Genomic DNA, 22547 nt, shown 5'->3' with positions numbered 1-22547 from the left:
ATTTCCTCCTATAAAATGTACTCGAATTCGAAGTCATTTAATCTAACCATGTCTCCGTCTTGTACTCCCATATCTCTAATTTGTTGTAATACTCCTTTATTATTAAGTACCTTATGGAAGTATCTTAATGAATCTGCATCATGAATATTTACAGATGCAAGTAATCTATCAACAAATGATCCAGTAACAACATAAGTGTTGTATTCTTCTCCTTCTTCAACGTTGATTTCATATGTGAATCTTTTTTCTTGTTCAACATATCTTTCTTCCTCTGGAATTTCTAAATCCATTACTGGGATTTCTGTTAACATTCTACCAGCTTCCTTAATAACTTCTTCAACTCCAGATTTAGTTGCAGCAGACATTTTAAATACTTTATCAAAACCTAATTCATTTACTTTCTTTTTAAAGTCTTCAAATACTAATTCATCATAAAGCATATCAGCTTTATTAGCTACTATTATTTGTGGTCTATCCCAAAGCTTTACAGAATACTTTTTAAGCTCTTCATTAATAGTAACGAAATCTTCAAAAGCATCTCTACCCTCAACTCCTGATATATCAACTACATGAATTAATAATCTTGTTCTTTCGATGTGTCTTAAGAAGTCTAATCCTAAACCAACCCCTTCAGCAGCACCTTCAATTATTCCTGGAATATCTGCCATAACAAATGAATTTATTCCTTCTGCCTTAACAACACCTAAATTTGGCTTTAAAGTTGTAAAATGATAGTTAGCTATCTTTGGCTTAGCAGCTGTAACTGTTGAAAGTAATGTTGATTTTCCTACATTAGGGAAACCAACTAAACCAACATCAGCAAGTAATTTTAATTCAAGCGTTAAAACTCTTTCTTCTGCTGGCATACCTGGTTCTGCAAAATGTGGTGCCTGTCTAGTTGGAGTACAGAACTTACAGTTTCCTTTACCCCCTTTTCCACCTCTTGCAATGACAAAGGTATCATCTTTATGTGAAAGGTCAGCAATAACTTTATTACTTTCAAAATCTCTAACAATAGTTCCCATTGGAACTCTTATGTATAAGTCTTCTCCATCTTTACCATAGCACTTTGAACCTTGACCATTTCCACCTGATTCAGCTATGAACTTTTTCTTATATTTAAAGTCTAAAAGTGTTGTTAAGCCTGTATCAACAGTAAATATAACACTTCCACCTTTTCCACCATCTCCACCATCTGGTCCTCCAAGTGGAACATACTTTTCTCTTCTAAATGTGACTGCACCGTTTCCACCAGCACCTGATCTAACTAATATCTTGGCTCTATCTATAAACATAGTTACTTTCCTCCTTGTAACTTTCTAATGTTAAACATAATAATCTATTTTTATTATTCCATAACATACATATTTTATAATAGTATATATAAAATATGTATTTATTACAAGAATAAAAGCACCCTTACGGGTGCTTTTACCTATATTAAATATAATTATTCAGCTATTTCTTCAACGTTAACTGGGTAAACAGAAACTTTCTTCTTGTCTCTTCCCATTCTTTCAAATCTTACGATTCCGTCTTCTTTAGCAAATAAAGTGTCATCTCCACCCTTACCTACGTTTAGACCTGGGTGAATCTTAGTTCCTCTTTGTCTGTAAAGGATGTTTCCAGCTAAAACGAATTCTCCGTCAGCAGCCTTAGCACCTAATCTTTTAGATTCAGAGTCTCTACCATTCTTTGAACTACCTACCCCTTTCTTATGGGCAAATAATTGAAGGTTCATCATTAACATACTCATTACACCTCCTCGAATTTTATTTTTATATATTCATTCCGTCTATTTTTACCAAAACTAACGTCAAGGGACATAATTAAACTTTCTAAACTTTTTTCAAAGGTTAAAAGCAATATCTGTCCTTTTTTAATATCTTCATTTTTAAGATTATGTAAATTCAGTGATAAAAATCCATCCTTTACTTCATACTTTACTGGTAGCTTTAAAACTTCCTCCATGCCTATTACAACACTTTGAGATAAAACTGAAACACTATTACAAATCATGTCATATGCATCACCTGTAGTACTTTCCATTTCTTCTCTCGATAAAGCATGACCCTCTATCTTAAATCCAAGAGATATTTCTTTTTGTTTAAATATAATAATCTTTATCATAACTTAAAATTAAGCTTCGATTTTTTCGATTACTAATTTAGTGTAAGGTTGTCTGTGACCAGTTTTCTTTCTGTAGTCCTTCTTAGGCTTATACTTGAAAACAGTAACTTTCTTAGCCTTACCTTGAGCTGCTACCTTAGCAACAACTTTAGCTCCTTCAACTACTGGCGCACCAACAGTTAAAGTTTCTCCGTTAGAAACAGCTAAAACTTCTGTTAATTCGATTGTTGAGTCAACTTCAGCGTTTAATTTTTCAACGTATATTACGTCTCCTTCTTGAACTCTGTATTGTTTTCCTCCAGTTAATAATACTGCGTACATTATAAAAACACCTCCTCTTAAACGGTCTCGCCAATTTAGGTACAAAGATTTAACTTTGTTTTTTTAAAACCCGTTATGTGCGGTTTACAAATGACATTTTATCATATAAACTTACAATTTGTAAAGAAATTTATTATAGTTTTTCAATTGTTTTAATCTTATATTTTTGGTAATTTTCTTTTTGAGATACAAATATAAGCGGCTCAATCCTATACCCTTCTATATCATATACAAAATTCAAATAAATCTCTTTATCTATTCCCTCAATATTTTTCAAAAACTTAAATATATCTTGCTTAATATCTTCTTCATAATTTTTATCTATTTCTATATAAAAGTCCTTAATAGAATTTTCATTATAGCATTTTATTATTTCATTTCTAATAAGATTTTCAATATATGAAAGCTTTAAAATAAATCCATTACTCTTACATTTTCCACAAGGCTCTTCTAAATATTCATAAATTGATTTGCCTTTTCTTTTTCGACTAATTTGAATTAAATCAAGTTCAGTAAACGGGAAAATTTTAACATTACCTTTATCAGCTTCTAATGATTTTTTTAATGCTTTAATTACATGTACTTTTTGACTCTCATCTCTCATATCAATGAAATCAACCACTATAATTCCACTTAAATTTCTTAATCTAATTTGTCTTCCAACTTCCTTAGCCGCTTCTAAATTAGTTTGCATTATAGTTTTATTAAAATCTCTTCCCTTTACATTTTTCCCACTATTAACATCAATTACATACATTGCTTCTGTTTTATCAATAACAATGTATCCACCACAATGCAAATTTACCTTTTTATGCCTTAATTTAATTATTTCTTTTTCTATTCCGCTATAATCAAATAAAGTTCTCTTACTTTCATAAAACTTAAATTCAATTGCTTTTTTTTCTTTAAGTAAATTTTTAATATTTTCAAGGAGCTTATAATCATCAGCTATAATCCTAGTTTTTCTATCATCTAATTCTTCTAAAAATCTAAGTATCATGCTATTTGATTTAACTTTTCCAATAGTTGTTGAGTATCTAAGCTTATTTTCCATCTCTTCTTTTTTTTCTAATAATGAATTTAATTCACTTAGTAATTCTTCATCTGTTGCAGTTTCAGCTTCAGTTCTATATACTATTTCAATACCTTTAATTGGTTTAGTAAGATTTATTAATCTTTGCCTTTGTTCCATATCAGAAATTCTTTTTGATATTGTAATTCCCTCTACTCCTATTGTTAAAACAATATATCTTCCAAGTATATTTACCTTATTACTAACTTTTGCACCTTTGTTTCCTAAAGGCTCTTTTAATACTTCAACTAAAAGTTCTTGCCCTTTTTTAACTACAGTTCTTTTAAGTTCTTCACTATAATACATATAAGCTTCTTTTGCCAATCCAATATCTAAAAATATTGAATTAATAGCTGGAATTATATTTTTTACTCTAGCTTTATAAACTTCACCAATTTGAGGTTCAATAGTTTTTTCTTCAACAAGACACTCTACTAATTCATCATTTTCCTTTACGGCTATTCTGATTAATTCTTCTCTTTTCTCAACAAAAATCTCTCTCATATTAAAACTACCTTAAATGCCCTTATATAAAGGAATATATTTATTACTCTTTAAAATATACATTTCTTCTCTCTTAATATTAACAAAAGCTTCTGTATTAATTTCTGAGATTTTTTCTTTTAAATAATTAACTAAAAGCTCCGCTGAAAGATTTTCTCTACTTCCAGTTGCAATTAATGTATTTAAAACTAATTCATCATCTTTTATCCAATATTTAAATTCCTTAACAAGAGGTTTTATATCAGTAAGTTTTTCACCTTTTTTCGTTTTCTTTATAATTTCCCACTTTTGCTCATTAAGTGTTTTCATCATTTCTTCTTCAACCTTAGATGTTCCATTAAGTTTTATCTTAATAATATATCTTGCCCCATCTAAAAGTGCCATAGTTTGTGGTAACCTCTTAACATTTTCTACTATTTCAACAGATGTTGCATGTAAAAATTTAATTGTTGGAGGTGCACTTTCATTTAATTTTTCTAAAACTTCACCTACCCCAACAGCTTCTGTTAAAACTAAATCTAAATATTCACCATCTGAATAAACCCCAACTGAAAGTGGTTGTGCTATAGATAATGCCATATGAGGATTAAAACCTTTTGAATATTCAGCTGGTAAGCCTGATCTTCTTATTATTCTTTGAATAGTTCTCATTAAATCTAAGTGACCAATAAACTTAATATCAGCACCTTTAGTAAATTTAATTACGTATCGCACCTTCAAAACACTTCCCTTCTTTAAAGTTTACATTTATTCCGCATCCAGTACATCCTTCTAAGCAATTTTTAGTAAGTTCTGCTTTTTTAGCCTTTTCATTTTCTCTTTCCATATACTTTCTATTAACACCAATATCTATAAAGTCCCAAGGAAGTATTTCATCATACTCTCTTTCTCTATAAACATAGAATTCTGAATCTAAATTACATTCTTCCATTGCTTCATTCCATATTTCCATATTGAAATATTCTGACCAACCATCAAATTTAGCACCTTTTTCAAATGCCTTGATTAATACATCACAAGTTCTTCTATCTCCTCTTGCAAATACAGCTTCCATAAATGAAGTTTCTTGTTCATGATAATTGTAAACTATACTTCTTGATTTAATAGCGCCTCTAACTGCTTTAATTCTTTCATCAACTATTTCTGGTCTTGCCATTGGAGCCCATTGGAATGGAGTAAATGGTTTTGGAACTAATATAGATGTACTTACAGTAATCTTTAATCCCTTATTTCTAACATCCTTTGGAATTCCAAAGTAAACATCAGCCATCTTTTCTGCTAATTCACCAATTCCTGCAGCATCTTCAGTTGTTTCATAAGGAAGCCCTAATATGAAGTATAATTTAATCGTGCTCCATCCTGATTCAAATGCACTTTTAGCAGCCTCTAAAATTCTTTCTTCAGTTAACCCTTTATTTATTATGTCTCTCATTCTTTGAGAACCTGCTTCTGGAGCAAAAGTTAATCCTGTTTTTCTAACCTTTTGTATTTCTTTAATTAAATCTACTGAAAAGGCATCTACTCTAATAGATGGAAGTGCTATTCCTACCTTATCTGCTTCATGTTCTAAAACTAAACTAGATATTAAATTTTGAATATTTGAGTAGTCACAAATACTTAATGAAGCTAATGATACTTCATCATATCCAGTAGCCTTTAGCGCCTTTCTAGCCTGTTCAATTAATGTATTTGTAGTTTTTTCTCTTACTGGTCTATAAATCATACCAGCTTGACAGAACCTACAACCATTAGTACATCCTCTTGCTGTTTCTAAAACAACTCTATCATGAACTATATCAGTATAAGGAACTATCATTTCATCTGGGAATGATACCTTGTCAAAATTGTTAACTATTCTCTTCTTAACCTTTGCTGGAACATCTTCATATTTTGGAGTAAACTCTCTTATTGTTCCATCTTCGTTATAACTTACATCATATAATGATGGCACATAAATTCCACCAATATGTGATATTTCTCTTAAAAACTCTTTTTTATTAACTTTTCCATTAGCTTTATGTTTTGCATATACCTCTAAAACATCATCCATCATTTCTTCGCCTTCCCCAATTTCAAAGAAATCTACAATGTCATATAAAGGCTCTGGGTTATAAGCACAAGGTCCACCAGCCATAATTATTGGCTCATCTTCTCCTCTTTCACTTGCTCTTATAGTTATTCCTGACATATCAAGCATATTTAATATATTTGTATAGCTCATTTCATATTGCAGTGTAAAACCTAACATATCAAATTGATCTAATGGTGTCTTTGTTTCTAATGTAAATAATTTAATATCACTTTTTCTCATCAAAGTTTCCATATCAGGCCATGGAGCAAAAACTCTTTCACAATATGTATTTTTTCTTTCATTTATAGTATGATATAAAATTCTTGTTCCCAAATGAGACATTCCTACTTCATATACATCTGGAAAACAAAAAGCAAATCTTATATTAACATCATTAGGATTTTTTATAACTTGATTTAATTCACCACCAACATATCTAGATGGCTTTTCTACTTTACATAAAATATCATCAGTTATCTTATTCATAAGTACCTCCATTAATTTAATGATAAGTGGCAAGTTTTCCCTGATTAGTTTGAAGCTTTTAGTTTGAAGTTAGTAGTTAAATAGAAAATTCAGCTTATTCTGAATTTTTAAAAATATATTTTTAGAAATTCCTTAATGAATTTCATCCTAAACTACAAACTACTAACTACCAAGTTAAATCTTGCCACTTGCAACTTGTCATTGTCTAAGTGTTATTCTAGCATATTAAATATTAAAAAGTAAACTAAATACCTTGCTTATTTCTAATATAAAAATATTCTTCTAAAGTTATATTGCCATAGCCCTTTAATGCTTTTATTAATTCATCTTCATTCATAATAAATAAAACATTTAAATCATCATCTAATACATAAAATATATTAAATCTATTTTTATCTATTATTGACATGATGTTTGCAAGTCCTTGTTTGTAGTATACTGATATACTTTTATTTTCCATATATTTATTCCTTAACAATTTATTTCTCTTCATAAATATATTTCCCATTAATATATACATTGCTGATTTTTGTTCTGTTCTTGTAATTATACCTACAACTATTGAAGCAATCAATAAACTTATATTTATAATGCCTTTATATAAAAATGCCATTATAAAAATTACAAATAAACCAATTGCTATTATATAGCTTATTTTAGAAACTATAGAATTTGCCCTTTTATATAACATTTTATTAGATAGTATAATTTCCAATATTCTTGAACCATCTAGAGGATATGCTGGAAGTAAATTAAAAATTAATAAATTAATATTAATATTAACCATTCTAGTTATCCAAATATTATGACTTATTAAACTAAGGAAAAAAAATATAAATATAATTATAAAATTTGTAATAGGACCTGCTAAATAAATTTGTAATTTTTCCTTTTTACTTAGTTCCTCAATATTTACAAATTGTGCTTTAGCTCCATATATATGAATTTGAATATCATTAAACTTACACCCATTTTTTTTAGCTATTACTATATGTGCTGCTTCATGAGCAATTATACTAATAAAAGCTAAGACAAATGAATTATTTAAGCTTATCAATATAAAAAATAATATAATTTCAGCTAAAATTCCTCTTTTCCATCTCTCCATCTGTCTCTCCTTAAAACATCACACCCCTTAGTAAAACTATATATTTAAAAATTATTACTATCTTTGCTTATATTAGTTTTTATGTAGTTACTTATTTTATTAAAAAATTGAGATAAATTAAAACTTTCTACACTATTTTCAACTTGACTATAAGTTGTATCATTAATTACTGCTTTAACATTTTTATATGAATCCATTTGTCTAGGTGTATATTTTAAATAAAAAGCTGACATTAACATAAAAATAACTACTACTAATTGGTATATAAAAACATTTAACATACTTTCAAAAAAATCTTTCTTTTTACTCTTATTTTTATTTGTATCTTTATATCCATAAACTTCTTCAAATGAATCTCTAGTATATACTGGTGAATTATTTTTCTTCATATTTTTATTTTGTAGATTTTGATAATATTTTTTATATTGAGAATTATAATTTCCCATTTATACCTCCTAAAAAATTGATTACTAAATTATATTTTATTGTATAAAAAAATATGCAATATATTAAATTATAATAAATTGCATATTAAAATACTTAAAAGTTAATTTTAGTTTTTCTCATTCCTATATTCATAACTAACCCTAATGATAATATAGTTGTTAATAAAGAACTCCCTCCATAACTAACTAGTGGTAATGTTATGCCAGTTATAGGCATTAACCCTATAGTCATGCCGATATTTTGCCATATTGCAAATAATAAATATGCTATCATTCCAGTAGTTACAATTCGACCAAAAATATCTTTTGAACTTTCTGCTATATTAATCATCCTAGAAAGCAATAATACATATAAGCTTAATAAACAAATCGCTCCAAATGTTCCCCATTGTTCACAAACTTGAGTAAATATAAAGTCTGTTTGGATTTCTGGAACGTATTGTGATGAATACCCACCTGTTCCATCATTGGCTAATGAATTTAAACTACCAAAAAATCCACCTGATCCTATTGCTATAAGTGATTGTCTTAAGTGGTAACCTGAATCTGATGAATCTGCTTCAGGGTTTTGAAATGATGTAATTCTCTTTTTTTGATAATCCTGAATTAATCCTGAATTCCATACTAATACTATTCCTAATATTAATGCACCTAATCCACCTAAAATTATTCTTTTATCTAATCCACCAATAAAGAAAACCCCTAAAACCATAAAAAATAATACCATTGTCATTCCCATATCTGGTTGAATCACTATAAGTCCAGCTGGAATTATAGCATAAAAAGCTAATATAGAAAAATTTTTAATATTATTTATTTCTCCATCCATATCATCAAGCTTTTTACCCATCATCATTATTGTCCCAATTTTAGCAAGCTCTGCTGGTTGAAATGATAATGGTCCTAATCTTATCCATCCTTGTGCACCATTAATAGTTGACCCTATTATCAATACTAAAACTAACAATGCAATTGATCCCCAATAAAATATTGGTGTAAATGCTTTAATAATAGAATAATCTATTGCCAAAACGAAATATAATAAAACTAATGATGCTATAAAGAAAACCGATTGTTTTACTGGAAATAGCATTCCTCCAGCTGTTGTTTTCTTTGCTAAATATATATTAACTATACCAAATGATGTAATTAATATTATTGATATAATCATCCATTTATCTACTTTTTTTAATTCTTTTAAACTAATTTTAAAATTTGATAAAGGCACTCTCTCAACCTCCTAAAATTTATACTTTTTAATTATAGCTTATTTATTCATTTTTCTCTATAAATAATTACATTGTATATATAAAATTCATAAAGTATTAAGAATTGGTTTATTAATACTAAATACACAAATAGTATATGTATTCTAAATTAATATATTAAATTAACATTAATATATCATAACTAAAAAAGAGTATATCATATACCCTGATATACTCTTCTTTAGTTATCTGCCCTTTAAATTTTTAATTGGAATATTTGCAATTAATGCTGGTCCACCATCACCCTCAATATCTTCACTTCTACTTAATGAAATTTCAACATCCCCTACATCAATCTCTATATACTTAGAAATAACTTCTAATATTTCTTTTCTAATTTTATCTAATGTTTCAGGAGCTAAATCCCCTCTGTCATGAATTAATATTAACTTTAATCTATCTTTAGCAACTTCTTTTGGCGTAGTTTTGCTAGAAAACATTTTTAAAAAATCCATACAGCTCAAGCCTCCTAATTTTTCTTAAACAATCTTCTTATTGCTGAAAATAATCCAGTTGATTCAGAACCTAACTTAAGTAAAGGTACTTCTTCTCCATTAAGTCTTCTTGCAATATTTTTAAAAGCTTGACCTGATTGAGCTTTATCATCTAAAACTATAGGCTCCCCTTTATTAGTTGAAACAGTTATGCTTCTATCATCTGGAACTACCCCCAGTAATTTAACAGATAAAGTTTCTATAATATCAGGAACATCAAGCATATCTCCTCTTTTAGTCATTTCATAATTTAATCTATTTACTATTACAGCATGATCTTCTAAACCTTTTGCATCCAACTTTCCAATTACTCTATCAGCATCTCTTACTGATGTAATTTCAGGATTTACAACTACTACAGCCTTATCAGCACCTACAACTGAATTTTCAAACCCTTGTTCAATTCCAGCTGGAGAGTCTATTAATACATAATCAAATTCTTCTTTTAATTTATTTACTAACTCAAACATATCTTGAGATCTAATATCATCTTTATCCTTTGTTTGAGCTGTTGGTAAAAGACAAAGATTTGGATATCTTTTATCTTTTATTAAAGCTTGCTTTAATCTACACCTATTTTCAATTACATCAATAATTGTATATACAATTCTGTTTTCTAATCCCATTAATACATCAAGGTTTCTAAGCCCTGTATCTCCATCGACAACAACTACCTTTTTACCTAATGCAGCTAATGCTGTTCCTAAATTTGCAGTTGTTGTAGTTTTTCCAACTCCACCTTTACCTGATGTAATAACTATCGCACATCCCATGCTAATCCCTCCACTTTAGTAAATATATTTGTTTGGTAAATATGGCTCTACTACTATGTAACCATCTCTTATTTTAGCAACCTCTGGATACGATGGTTTAACCCCATCATCTGGTGATGTAGTTAATATATCTGATATCTGCATTAATTCAGGTTGCATTGAAAATGCAGCTATTATAGACTTATTATTTCCTCCAGCTCCAGCTTTAACATTACCTCTTATACTTCCTAAAACAATAATATTTCCTCCAGCCGATACCTCTGCACCACTATTAACATCACCTATTATGATAATATTACCTGGATATTCAACTGATTGTCCTCCTCTTATTGTTTTCTTTATAAACTTAGTTTTTCCTTCATGAACACCATTAAAAATTTTAACATTATTAGTATCTTCTTTTACTTTACTAATATCCTCAAATACACAATCTTTAATATGTATATTTTGAAATAATTCATCTTTCAATTTACCTATTTCTAAATCACTAATATGTTTAAAATTAGATGTTATTTTTAATATTGAATTTTTATAAAAGCCCTTGTTAACTGATAAACATTTAATCACTGCTTCAAGCATATCATCAAATCCAATAAACTTTTCCATATCAATATTTACATTTACGCCATCTTTATTACCTTTTATTTGTATTCTGTCATCCTTCATTGGTTATCCTCCACCAATTAAAAACTCAATTTAATATTAATTATATCATATAACTACAATTAAAAACATAATTTGAATTAAACTCTTGCAATTTTCCTTCAAAATAATACTTATTTTACCAATATATATTATTTATTGTAAATTAACTCTTTTATTAAGTAAAGAATATATATTCCTTTTTTATTTTATATAAAACTTATAAACTTGAAAGAGAGTCTTGACTTATCAAAACTCCCTTTTAAATTTAATCTATACCTGTTCCATTTTCAATTGGAATTTCTAAATTTCCAACATTATCTTAATTACTTAAATCTTGTTGGTTATCAATATTTTGTTGATTTTCTTGATTGTTTAAATCTTGTTGATTTTCTTCTTCAACTTGCTTATTATCTGTTGGTGCTGCTAAAACATACTTTTCATAAGTTGTTGATGTTGCAGGGTAATTTGGATTTATATTTAATAATTCATTCTTAAAATAAGCTTCATATATTGCTTTATGAACAAATGCACTATTAGCGCCTCTATTTCCATCATATATAGTTGAAAATATAGCAATTTGAGGATTATTTGCAGGAGCAAAACTAATATAGTTTGCATATGCTTTTCTTCCTTGATAATCATATTGTTCTTGAGTGCTAAAATCGGCTGTTCCTGTTTTACCTGCAACTTCTATTGGAAAACTTGCAAATAATGAATAGTTAGTTGAATTAGAAGGTGATGTATTAACTCTTATCATCCCTTCTTTTATAGTTTGAAGTATATTTGCTGGAATGTCTACCTTATCTAATACTTCTGGAGTGTATTCCTGAATGACCTCTCCAGTAGGTGATGTTATTTTATCAACAATTGATACCTTATATCTAGTTCCCCCATTAGCTAATGTTGCAACATAGTTTGCCATTTGTAATGGTGTAAATGCATTCATACTTTGCCCTATACCATCTTGAACTAAATTTATAGGAGACCTTATTTCTGAAGCTTGATTTGATGCTGTAAAATATGCAATTGCATTTGATACTATTTGTGCTTGATCATTAATAACTTTTTCTGAATATTCTAATCCTGCATTAGCTAGATTTTCTTTATATCTATCAGATGTATTCATTATTTCCTTAACTGCATCAATTATATTATTTGCATATTCTGTTTGGCCACTAATTTGTTCTTGTGTTCCAACCTTTAATAATGTTTCTTTAATATTATTTTTTAAATTAGTTTTTAGTATTTTTAAATTATCTGAATCGCTACTAATATCTTTTATATCAAAAGGAACAAATTTATAATGTTCATAAACTCCAGCCTCTAGTGCAGGAACTATAGTATATTTTGCATTTTCTGATAAACTTTTTCTCCATGATACAAAATTATATGTTTGACCAAAATTTTCATAAATTTGAATTCCTGTTGATGCAGTTTTTCCTTGCTCTACTCCTAATCCAAATTTCCAAGCATAACGTGCTATTGAATTAAGTGCATCAATATTTGCACCATTTTTCACATATAAGCTAATTGCTGTTTCATAAAAAAAGTAGTTTGAAGAAACTTCTAACGCTTTTCTAACATCTGTAACACCATGACCTATCTTTTGGAAGTTTTCAAGAACTTGACTTCCTGTATATTCACTACTCCAAAGCCCCACATCATTAACGGTATCATTTTCAGTTATTGCACCATCCATTAATCCAGCTACTGCTGTTAATGGTTTAAATGTTGAACCTGGAGGTACAAATCCTTGTGTTGCGTAATTTAACATAGATCTTGGATATAAATCATACTTATCTATTCTTACTCCATCATCATTAATAGGGAAAAGTTCATCTAATGTTCCTCTTGCTCCTGTACTTTTAATATGCTTCACCCCAAAGTTCTCTAAGTCTGGATTAAAATATTCATTATATTTTTCTGTGCTTAATTCACTAGGAATAGCAAAATCATTTGGATCAAAATCTGGATAACTTGCCATAGCAATTACTCTTCCTGTATTAACCTCTATTGCAACTACAGCTCCTCTATTAGCACTTGCTAATCCTTGTGATTGTAATGCAAGTATTTGATCTTTTAATGCTTCTTGCGCTGCATATTGTACACCCTTATCTATTGTTAAATGAACATTATTTCCTTGATATGATTCCAGCTTAAATAATTCTTCTGTTGTTCTTCCTTGAGAATTTACTTTAACTGTTATTCCACCCTTTGTACCCTTTAATTGATCTTCAAAAGCTGATTCTATTCCAGATACGCCAATTAAATCATTTGATACATCATATCCCCTTAACTTATAACTTTCACTTTGTGAACTACTAATTGAAGAGACATATCCTACAACGGCTGATGCCAACGAACTATATGGATAATATCTTACTGGTTTTAATGTAACATTAATTCCTGGTAAATTACTTAATTGCTGATACACTATAAATGCTGTATTTCTTTTTATATTATTAGCTATTGTAATATTAGAATAGCCACTAAAGCTACCCATTTTTATAGCATCTTTCATTACAATATATCTTCTAATATCTTGAATTGAATACTGTTTTAATAAATCATCTAATATTTGCTTACCATCTGAATCCTTATATTTTTTTGCTAACTCATCAGCTTCTTCACTTGTATATCCTTCTGGCAATAATACTTTATATAAATCATAAGACTTTACAAGATGATAAAACACATCTTCTGCGGATATTTCCATAAGCTTATCATTTACTTCTTGTATTTCTGCATCTGTATAATCGCCTTCTTTCTCCTTAAAAAGCTTCTTTTCTATATCTTCATTTAGCCCTCTATCACGCTTAAATCTTATTTCTAAGGTTCTTTTAGCTGATTCTCCATCAGCCTTGAAGTCAAAATATATATTACCATTTTCATCAACTTTAAGTGCTAAATCATCTTGTGATTCTTCTCCATTTTCCTCTAATATTTGGAAAATCTTGTCCATAGTTTTGTAAAAAGCCTTTTTTGACTCTAATGTTTCCATATAAGTCAATGCATAAGTTTGTTTATTAGTTGCTATTACATTTCCATTTGAATCATAAATATTTCCTCGTGGTGCTTCTTCAGAAATAAATTTAGTTGAACTTACATCTGCCTTTTCTTTATATTCATCATGCTTATAAACCTGTAAATACAATAATTTTGCTATTATAGTTCCCATAATTATAAACATTATTATATATAAAACAGTATATCTAGAACTTTCCGTCTTTTTTTTCGGCTTATTAACTACCATTAAAACCTCCATGCATTCCTATCTAAATATTTATCTAGCATATTTAAAATAAGCTTATAGAATATTAGCATGCAAACTGCATTTAATAATGCTGATAATAATGCTATCTTCATATTAATATTTTGTGAAAACAATTTAAAAATTATAGCTACTCCTAAAACTTTTAAAATAGATACCAATAAAGCTGTTAATATTGGAACTATCCTATTTTCCTTAAATATACCTTCTCCAATTTTAGAACATAAAAGACATAATAAAGTATTTAAAAATAAATTTATCCCAAAACCAGAAAAGAAAAATAAATCTTGTAACAACCCACTTGCTATTCCTATAAAAACAGCTTCTTTTTTTCCTCTAATAATTGAATAAGCCATTGCAAATACAAATAAAAAACTTGGATATACCCCTCCAATAAAATAACTTGGCAATATAGTATTATCAATAATTAGTAATAATATTAGTATAATTATTAAATATATTCTTTTCATAAATTTATTCTCCAATATCAACCTTTTCCTTTGGAACTATAACAAATAATTCTTGAAGTTTATTAAAATCTACATAGGGCTTTACTACTGCCTTTTTCATAATTCCAACATTATCAACTTCTACAGAAGTTACCTCCCCTATTCTAATTCCCTTAGGATACATGCTACCTAAACCTGAAGTTAATATTATATCCCCTTCTTTAATTGCTGAATCCATAGGAATATTGGATAATTGCGTTAAATTTTTATTTTTATTATCATTAATTCCTTGTAATATTCCCGTTGTTTCATTAGTACTTTCAACCATAGCTGCTACTGCAATATTTTCATTTAATATTGTTTGAACTATTGAAAAATTTGATGAAGCCTTTGTAACCTTTCCTACTAATCCTACTGAAGTGATTACAACCATATCTTTTTCAACTCCATGATTAAGTCCCTTATCAATTATATATCCATTAGAAATATTTCCACCGCTATAACCAATTATATTACATCCTAAATAATCATAATTTGTATTAGCTTGTGCATAATTAAATATTTCTCTTAATCTTGTATTCTCCTCTTTCATTCTATTATACTCTACTAATTTATTTTCAAGTTCTGCATTTTTAGCTGAAAGTTCCTCATTTTCTTTTTTCACATTAGAAAAATTAATAAAAAATTCAAATGATTCTTTTACCTTTTCATTTACAACATAAACTATTTTTTGTAATGGACTAATAACACCACCAACGCCACTAGATATAATCGTTGAATTGCTCTTTATACTAAAAGTAATTATCCCCAAAAAGGCAACTGACAGTACCACTATAGTTACTGCCAGTTTGTTTTTAAATGGTTTCATTATTGACCCCTTTGAGTTTTGCTTAATTCATCAAAATTATCTAGTGCTTTTCCTGCTCCTAAAACAACACAATCTAATGGTGTTTCAGCAATATGAACAGGCATATTTGTTTCGTGGTTTATTAACTTATCTAGTCCCTTTAATAAAGCTCCCCCTCCAGCTAACATTATTCCTTTTTCCATTATATCTGCAGATAATTCTGGTGGAGTCTTTTCTAATGTTGTTTTAATAGACTCAATAATTGCATAAACTGGTTCCTTTAAAGCTTCTCTTATTTGAGATTCTGTTATTGTTACTATCTTTGGAAGACCTGTTATCATATCTCTTCCTTTAATATCCATTGATGCATTTTCTTCATCAATTTTATAAGCTGAACCTAATTCCATTTTAATTTGTTCAGCAGTTCTCTCACCTATCATTAAGCTGAACTCTTTTTTTACATAAGCTATTATTGCTTGATCTAATTCATCACCAGCAACTCTTAATGATTTGCTTGTTACAATTCCACCTAAAGAAATTATTGCAACTTCAGTAGTTCCTCCACCAATATCAACAATCATACTACCTGTTGGTTCTCCAACTGGAAGCCCTGCTCCAATTGCAGCTGCCATTGGTTCTTCCATTAAAACTACATCTCTAGCTCCAGCAAATTTAGCAGCTTCTTCTATAGCTCTTCTTTCTACTTCTGTTACTCCTGAAGGATAACATACTATAATTCTTGGACTTGTAAATGCACTTTTACTTGTTACTTTTTCAATTAATTTTTTTAACATAGTTTGTGCTACTTCAAAATCTGCAATTACCCCATCTTTAAGTGGTCTTATTGCTACTATATTTCCTGGTGTTCTACCAATCATAAGTTTTGCTTCTTGACCAACTGCTAATGGTTTTCTTGTATTACTATTTATTGCTACAACTGATGGTTCACTTAATACTATTCCTTTTCCCTTTACAAATACTAATGTATTAGCTGTTCCTAAATCTATTCCCATGTCTTTATTGCTACTGAAAAATCCCATATGAATTCCCCTTTCGATTATATAATTCCTTTTTCTTTTAAACTAACATATTTATTATTACCAATTATGATATGGTCTAACAATTCAATCCCCATAATCCTTCCACATTCTTTTAATCTAATAGTAATATTAATATCTTCTTTACTTGGATTAGGATCTCCAGAAGGATGATTGTGGCAAACTATTATATTTGCACTTCCTCTTTGAACTGCTTCTTTAAAAACTTCTCTTGGATGAACTACTGATGAATTCAATGTTCCTTTAAATATGTCTTTCGTGCTTATAACTATATTTTTTGTATTTAATAATATAAGCTTAAATACCTCTTGATTTAAATTAGCCATTTCATTAATTAATAATGCAGAAACATCTCTTGGTGATGAAATTTTAATTTCTTTATTTTGAGATTTTAATGTTCTAACCCTATTAACTATTTCCATAATGGCAATTATTTGACAAGCCTTTACTTTTTTAATACCTTTAATTTTACTTACTTCTTCATAACTTACGTCTAAAAGTCCGTCTAATCCATTTAGTTCCCAAAGCAATCTTTTGCTTAATTCTATTACATTTTCTCCCTTTGTACCTGTTCTTAATACTATGGCTAAAAGTTCATCATGAGATAAAGTATTTACCCCAAATTGAAGTAACTTTTCTATCGGCCTTTCATTTAATGGTATATCATTTACTCGAATATTATTTTTCATATATACTCCTTATAAGTAATAATATACCCATTCCCCCTAAATTATAAAACGTTCTTTATCATCTTATTCAATAAATTTAATGGTAATCCAACTACATTATAGTAACATCCATTTATTTTTTCAGCAAACACGCCACCATATCCTTGAATTCCGTAGGATCCTGCTTTATCTAAACATTCACCACTTTCTATGTATCTCCATATTTCATCATCAGAAATCTCTGAAAAATAAACTTCTGTATAAAGACATTCACTTTTCACTATATTCTTTTGATTATTAATAACTGCAACTCCAGAATAAACTCTATGCACATTATTACTTAATAATTTAAGCATTTCAAATGCATGATTTTTATCCTTTGGTTTTCCTAAGATATTATCGCCTATAACAACAATTGTATCTGCTCCTATTATTATAGAATCATTATCACAATTTAATGCTACATCTTTAGCTTTTCCTTCAGCTAGTGTCTTAACATAATTTTCAATATTAGTACTAACTTCTACTTTCTCTTCATCAAAATTACTAATCTTAACTTCAAAATTACTTACTATCCTAGATAATAAATCTTTTCTACGCTCTGAAGCAGATGCTAATATAAATTTCAAACATATCACACCCTACAGTTATTTATTATTTATTATTGCCAATTAAATACCAGTCTTACACCCGACCTTTAAAATTTAATTTAAAACATAATAAAAAAAGAGGTAAAATACTTGCCATCTACCTTTTTTCTAATATAGTTTATCACTTAATAGATGTTCAAACAAGCATTTTCCTCTTTTTATATATGAATTTTTTGTAGAATATTATCTATATTTCCTTAAATATCTATATATTATTTTCATAAATTTTCATGTCTGACATCATTATTTTTTTTAATTAATTAAATCTTAATTAATTTTTAATAAAATAGCATATAAATACTGCATTTCTCCTGCAACATCTTCTTTTTTTATTTCTGTAGCCATGTCACTAACATGATTTTTTAATTCAGTCAACACATCACTTTTATCACCTTCACTTATATTTTCAAGATTTTTAACCCAAATTTTAAAATCCGATGTATCTACAAACTTTACATTTCCATTAAAAGCAGTATCTAATATATTTAAATAGCCATCAAAAATTCCAGCAATTTGACTTTGAATTTTATCTCTTGCATTTAAATCAAATGATACCTTTGCACATTCTATACCATTAGCAGTTAACTTATCCATTATTGCTTGCCCCTCTTCAGAAGTATATACTCCTGCTAAAACTTTAAATTTATCTGCATCATTATATATAAACGCTCCATAGTCATTTGCAACTTTATTATATGCTTCTTTAGCATAGCCCTCATTTGCAAAATAACCACATTGTATTGCCATAAAATTTGTATTAATATTTCCTTGTACAGCATTTTCAGCACCTTGATTACTTTCCGCATTATTAGAAACTACCTCACTAACTGTATCTTTCCCCTGCTCTACATTACTAGAGCTTGCTTGACTTTTATCAGCATCATTTAATGGTAAAAAATGAATAATTATATTTGCAAGCATCACTCCAACAATTACAACAAATACACTCATAGTTAAAAATGATAATACTGTTTTTAAAAGACCTGTATTTTTTTTATTTTTCTTATAGTTATATCTTGTATACCTCACTTTCTCATCCACCTCTTCTCTAACTTTACTTAATTTATTATATTACAATATATTCTTTATTTTGTTTATATATACATGACAAAATAACTTTTATAATTTATCCATAATCACTTTTTATTTAATATAAATATATAAAAGACGAAGATATATAAACATTTATCCTTTATTCTTATACAGGATAATTTTTTCATACCTTCGCCTATAATAATATTATTTTATTGATTTTAATATTTCTAATAAATATTCATAACAATTTTTAACAGATGAAATACTCATATGCTCATCTGGTGTATGAACATCATAAAGATTTGGTCCAAAGCTTATCATATCTAAGTTTCCAAGTCTTTCATTAAATAATCCACATTCAACTCCAGCATGAATAGCTACAATTTTTGCTTCTTCTCCATACATTTCCTTATGTACCTTTTGGCATATTTCTCTTATTTTTGAATCAGGATTATATTCCCATCCAGGATAATCTGATGTAGTTTCAAATTTTCCACCTAAAAGCTCTACTATAGTTTTGCTTCTTAAAACTATTTCTTCCTTTAATGATGGAATTGAGCTTCTAATTGCTGAATCAAATTCAACAACATTATTTTTTTCACTTACTATTCCTAGATTAGTTGAACTTTCTACTAATCCTTCAATTTCTGTACTCTTTGTATTAATTCCATTTGGATATATATATAATAAATCTACAACTTTTTGAGTGCATTCATCAGTAAATTCTTTATTTTCATCACTATTAATTAAAATCCCTTCAATTTTTACTCCTGGATCTTGTGCTCTTAATTCATTTTGTATAATATCATTCCAATTATTTATCACTTCTATAACTGTATTTTCATCATTTTCATTAACAGAAATTATCGCTTCTGCTTCTCTAGGAATTGCATTGTTTTTAGAACCCCCACTTAAAGTAACAAGATTGTATTTAACTTCTCTTAATAATCCCTTAAGTACTCTTCCTAAAATCTTATTTGAATTTCCTCTTTCTTTAATTATATCCATACCAGAATGACCACCCTTTAGTCCTGATATATTAATTTTTATTAATTTTTTATTATTTATATCTTGAGTATTTACTTCTAAAGTAGCTTTACTTCTTACTCCTCCTGCACAACTAACTAAAAGATATCCCTCTTCTTCATTATCAAGATTTATTAATATCTTTCCTTTTAAGTGCTCATTATTTATTGCCATTGCCCCAGACATTCCTGTTTCTTCATCAGTAGTTAATAAAACTTCTATTGCTGGATGTGGAATATCATTTGAAGCTAATATAGCCATAGCATATGCTACTGCAATTCCATTATCAGCGCCTAATGTTGTATCCGTTGCATATATATAATCATCTACTATTCTTAATTTTAATGGATCTTTTTCAAAATCATGTTCTATTTCCTTATTTTTTTCACACACCATATCCATATGACCTTGAATTATTACTATTGGTGCATTTTCATAACCTTTAGTTGCTGGCTTTTTTATAATAATATTTAATGCATCATCTTGAATGCTTTCAAGCCCTAAGCTTTTACCAAAGTTTAATAAATAATTACTTATTGCTTCTTCATTTCCTGATCCTCTTGGAATATTTGAAATTTCTTCAAAATACTTAAAAACTGCTTTTGGTTCTAAATTTTGTAAAATATTCATTTTATAGTCTCCTTACTGTTTAATTATGTTAAAATAATTATATATCAATTAGTATAACATAATCCATATAGAACAATTTTATTTTTAATAAAGTGAGGTGTTTTTATGCAAAAAACAAAAATGATTTTTACTATTGGCCCATCAAGTGATAGCGAAGAGGTTTTAACACAATTTATTCAAATTGGCATGAATGTGGCTAGATTAAATTTTTCTCATGGAACACAAGAAGCTCATAAAGAAAAAATAAACTTAATAAAAAAAATTAGAACTAAACTTAATACTCCAACAGCAATAATGTTAGATATTAAAGGCCCTAAAATAAGAACTCATAATTTTATAAATGATGGAGTTGAATTAAAGGAAGGGCAAAACTTCATCTTTAAATGCAATAAAGAAATTTTAGGAAATAATAAAGAATGTTCTATTTCTTATTCAGAGCTTTATAAAGATGTTCATATAGGTGGAACAATACTAGTTGATGATGGATTAATTGCTTTTAAGATTATAGATATAAATCGTAGTGATATAATTTGTAAAGTATTAAATGATGGAATTATTAAAAATCATAAGGGGGTAAATGTACCTAATGTAAGCATCAATCTTCCTTCTGTAACTGATAAAGATAAATGTGATTTAATATTTGGATGTAAAATGGGTGTAGATTTTGTTGCTGCATCATTTATTAGAAAATCATCAGATATAAAAGAAGTAAGAGAAATTCTCAATTCCCATAATGGTAATAACATCCAAATAATAGCTAAAATTGAAAATCAAGAAGGTGTAAATAATATTGATTCCATTTTACAAGAAGCTGATGGAATAATGGTTGCTAGAGGTGATATGGGCGTTGAAATTCCTATTGAAAAAGTGCCTATTATTCAAAAGAAAATAATAAGAAAATGTAATGAATCTGGAAAAATTGTAATTACAGCAACTCAAATGCTTGATTCCATGATAAGAAATTCATTACCTACAAGAGCCGAAGCTTGCGATATTTGTAATGCTATTTTTGATGGTACTGATGCAATTATGTTAAGTGGTGAAAGTGCCAGTGGGCAATATCCAATAGAAGCAGCCAAAACTATGTCTAAAATAGCTAAAGAAACTGAGCTTCACTTAGATTATAATTATTTAAATCAATGCTTAAAAGAACCTGCAATGTATGATTTTGCAGAAGCTATTAGTTATTCTACATGTAGAACCTCTAATGTACTTAATGCCAAAGCAATTGTTGCTGCAACTAATTCTGGTTCTACAGCTAAACTTGTTTCTAAGTATAAACCTAAATGTCCTATTGTAGCAATAACACCACATGAAGAAGTATTGCGTGGATTAAGCTTAAATTTTGGTGTTTATCCTGTATTATGCCAAGAATTTGCAAATACTGATGATATTTTAAACGAATCAAAAAAAATCGTTACAAAAATGAACTTAGCAAATAAAGGCGATGATATTATTATTGCTGCTGGAATGCCAACAAATTATACTGGTGGAACAAATATGCTTAAAATAGAAAAAATTTAAATTATTTTTAATTAAAAAGATGTAGTAGATTTGTTTTTCCACAAATCTTACTACATCCTTATCATTAATAA

The 22547-nt window shown here is 28.2% G+C and carries 22 protein-coding genes; 1 reads left to right on the top strand and 21 read right to left on the bottom strand.

The features are described from left to right. Positions 1-8: 8 nt before the first annotated feature. From obgE to ACUN06_RS02560, 21 genes are all read right to left on the bottom strand, one after another. On the bottom strand, positions 9-1295 hold the full coding sequence (gene obgE, locus ACUN06_RS02660; RefSeq protein ID WP_294125915.1) for a GTPase ObgE: 1287 nt from the start codon (positions 1293-1295) through the stop codon (positions 9-11). A 155-nt stretch (positions 1296-1450) separates the two neighbouring features. Then, positions 1451-1750 (bottom strand): 50S ribosomal protein L27, encoded by a 300-nt coding sequence (gene rpmA, locus ACUN06_RS02655; protein ID WP_291730990.1) that lies wholly within the window; start codon positions 1748-1750, stop codon positions 1451-1453. A gap of 5 nt (positions 1751-1755) precedes the next feature. Then, on the bottom strand, positions 1756-2130 hold the full coding sequence (locus ACUN06_RS02650; protein WP_291730905.1) for a ribosomal-processing cysteine protease Prp: 375 nt from the start codon (positions 2128-2130) through the stop codon (positions 1756-1758). A 9-nt stretch (positions 2131-2139) separates the two neighbouring features. Continuing rightward, on the bottom strand, positions 2140-2451 hold the full coding sequence (rplU, locus tag ACUN06_RS02645) for a 50S ribosomal protein L21 (RefSeq protein ID WP_291730903.1): 312 nt from the start codon (positions 2449-2451) through the stop codon (positions 2140-2142). A gap of 133 nt (positions 2452-2584) precedes the next feature. Continuing rightward, positions 2585-4027, bottom strand: coding sequence for a ribonuclease E/G (locus ACUN06_RS02640; RefSeq protein ID WP_449390056.1), 1443 nt, complete (start codon positions 4025-4027; stop codon positions 2585-2587). Between the two features lie 12 nt (positions 4028-4039). After that, positions 4040-4741, bottom strand: coding sequence for a TIGR03936 family radical SAM-associated protein (locus ACUN06_RS02635; RefSeq protein ID WP_291730988.1), 702 nt, complete (start codon positions 4739-4741; stop codon positions 4040-4042). Beyond that, complete coding sequence (locus ACUN06_RS02630) at positions 4725-6584, bottom strand: TIGR03960 family B12-binding radical SAM protein (RefSeq protein ID WP_449390055.1); 1860 nt, start codon at positions 6582-6584, stop codon at positions 4725-4727. The genes ACUN06_RS02635 and ACUN06_RS02630 overlap by 17 nt, the downstream gene beginning before the upstream one ends. 244 nt (positions 6585-6828) lie before the next feature. Then, on the bottom strand, positions 6829-7692 hold the full coding sequence (locus ACUN06_RS02625; RefSeq protein WP_449390054.1) for a site-2 protease family protein: 864 nt from the start codon (positions 7690-7692) through the stop codon (positions 6829-6831). A 44-nt stretch (positions 7693-7736) separates the two neighbouring features. After that, positions 7737-8138 (bottom strand): hypothetical protein, encoded by a 402-nt coding sequence (locus tag ACUN06_RS02620; protein WP_294125920.1) that lies wholly within the window; start codon positions 8136-8138, stop codon positions 7737-7739. A gap of 94 nt (positions 8139-8232) precedes the next feature. Then, positions 8233-9309, bottom strand: a complete 1077-nt coding sequence (gene rodA, locus ACUN06_RS02615) for a rod shape-determining protein RodA (RefSeq protein WP_294162581.1) — start codon at positions 9307-9309, stop codon at positions 8233-8235. A gap of 282 nt (positions 9310-9591) precedes the next feature. Continuing rightward, positions 9592-9861, bottom strand: a complete 270-nt coding sequence (gene minE / locus ACUN06_RS02610; RefSeq protein WP_294369111.1) for a cell division topological specificity factor MinE — start codon at positions 9859-9861, stop codon at positions 9592-9594. 14 nt (positions 9862-9875) lie between these two features. Continuing rightward, positions 9876-10673 (bottom strand): septum site-determining protein MinD, encoded by a 798-nt coding sequence (gene minD / locus ACUN06_RS02605; protein WP_291730888.1) that lies wholly within the window; start codon positions 10671-10673, stop codon positions 9876-9878. A 15-nt stretch (positions 10674-10688) separates the two neighbouring features. Beyond that, positions 10689-11339 (bottom strand): septum site-determining protein MinC, encoded by a 651-nt coding sequence (gene minC, locus ACUN06_RS02600; protein WP_291730886.1) that lies wholly within the window; start codon positions 11337-11339, stop codon positions 10689-10691. A 298-nt stretch (positions 11340-11637) separates the two neighbouring features. Further along, positions 11638-14571 carry a penicillin-binding transpeptidase domain-containing protein gene (locus ACUN06_RS02595; protein WP_449390053.1) on the bottom strand — a complete coding sequence of 978 codons (2934 nt, stop codon included), beginning with the start codon at positions 14569-14571 and terminating at the stop codon, positions 11638-11640. Then, positions 14571-15059: a rod shape-determining protein MreD gene (gene mreD, locus ACUN06_RS02590; RefSeq protein ID WP_291730882.1), complete on the bottom strand. Its 489-nt coding sequence runs from the start codon at positions 15057-15059 to the stop codon at positions 14571-14573. The genes ACUN06_RS02595 and mreD overlap by 1 nt, the downstream gene beginning before the upstream one ends. A 4-nt stretch (positions 15060-15063) precedes the next feature. Continuing rightward, a complete protein-coding gene (gene mreC, locus ACUN06_RS02585) occupies positions 15064-15906 on the bottom strand; it encodes a rod shape-determining protein MreC (protein WP_449390052.1) in 843 nt (280 codons plus the stop codon). Further along, positions 15906-16925 carry a rod shape-determining protein gene (locus tag ACUN06_RS02580; protein WP_291730877.1) on the bottom strand — a complete coding sequence of 340 codons (1020 nt, stop codon included), beginning with the start codon at positions 16923-16925 and terminating at the stop codon, positions 15906-15908. The genes mreC and ACUN06_RS02580 overlap by 1 nt, the downstream gene beginning before the upstream one ends. A gap of 17 nt (positions 16926-16942) precedes the next feature. Beyond that, positions 16943-17632: a RadC family protein gene (gene radC, locus ACUN06_RS02575; RefSeq protein ID WP_291730875.1), complete on the bottom strand. Its 690-nt coding sequence runs from the start codon at positions 17630-17632 to the stop codon at positions 16943-16945. Between the two features lie 41 nt (positions 17633-17673). Continuing rightward, on the bottom strand, positions 17674-18240 hold the full coding sequence (locus ACUN06_RS02570) for a Maf-like protein (protein ID WP_449390051.1): 567 nt from the start codon (positions 18238-18240) through the stop codon (positions 17674-17676). Between the two features lie 288 nt (positions 18241-18528). After that, positions 18529-19290, bottom strand: a complete 762-nt coding sequence (locus ACUN06_RS02565; RefSeq protein WP_449390050.1) for an SPOR domain-containing protein — start codon at positions 19288-19290, stop codon at positions 18529-18531. A gap of 210 nt (positions 19291-19500) precedes the next feature. Continuing rightward, the gene (locus ACUN06_RS02560) at positions 19501-20952 is read right to left on the bottom strand and encodes an aminoacyl-histidine dipeptidase (RefSeq protein ID WP_294398233.1); all 1452 of its coding nucleotides are present in this window, start codon (positions 20950-20952) and stop codon (positions 19501-19503) included. A gap of 105 nt (positions 20953-21057) precedes the next feature. Between ACUN06_RS02560 and pyk the strand changes: the two genes are divergently transcribed. Continuing rightward, complete coding sequence (gene pyk, locus ACUN06_RS02555; RefSeq protein WP_294398226.1) at positions 21058-22476, top strand: pyruvate kinase; 1419 nt, start codon at positions 21058-21060, stop codon at positions 22474-22476. Positions 22477-22547: the final 71 nt, after the last annotated feature.

It is taken from the genome of Clostridium sp. ETTB3 (genome assembly GCF_053571985.1).
This window is presented reverse-complemented; position numbering and strand designations above follow the sequence as displayed.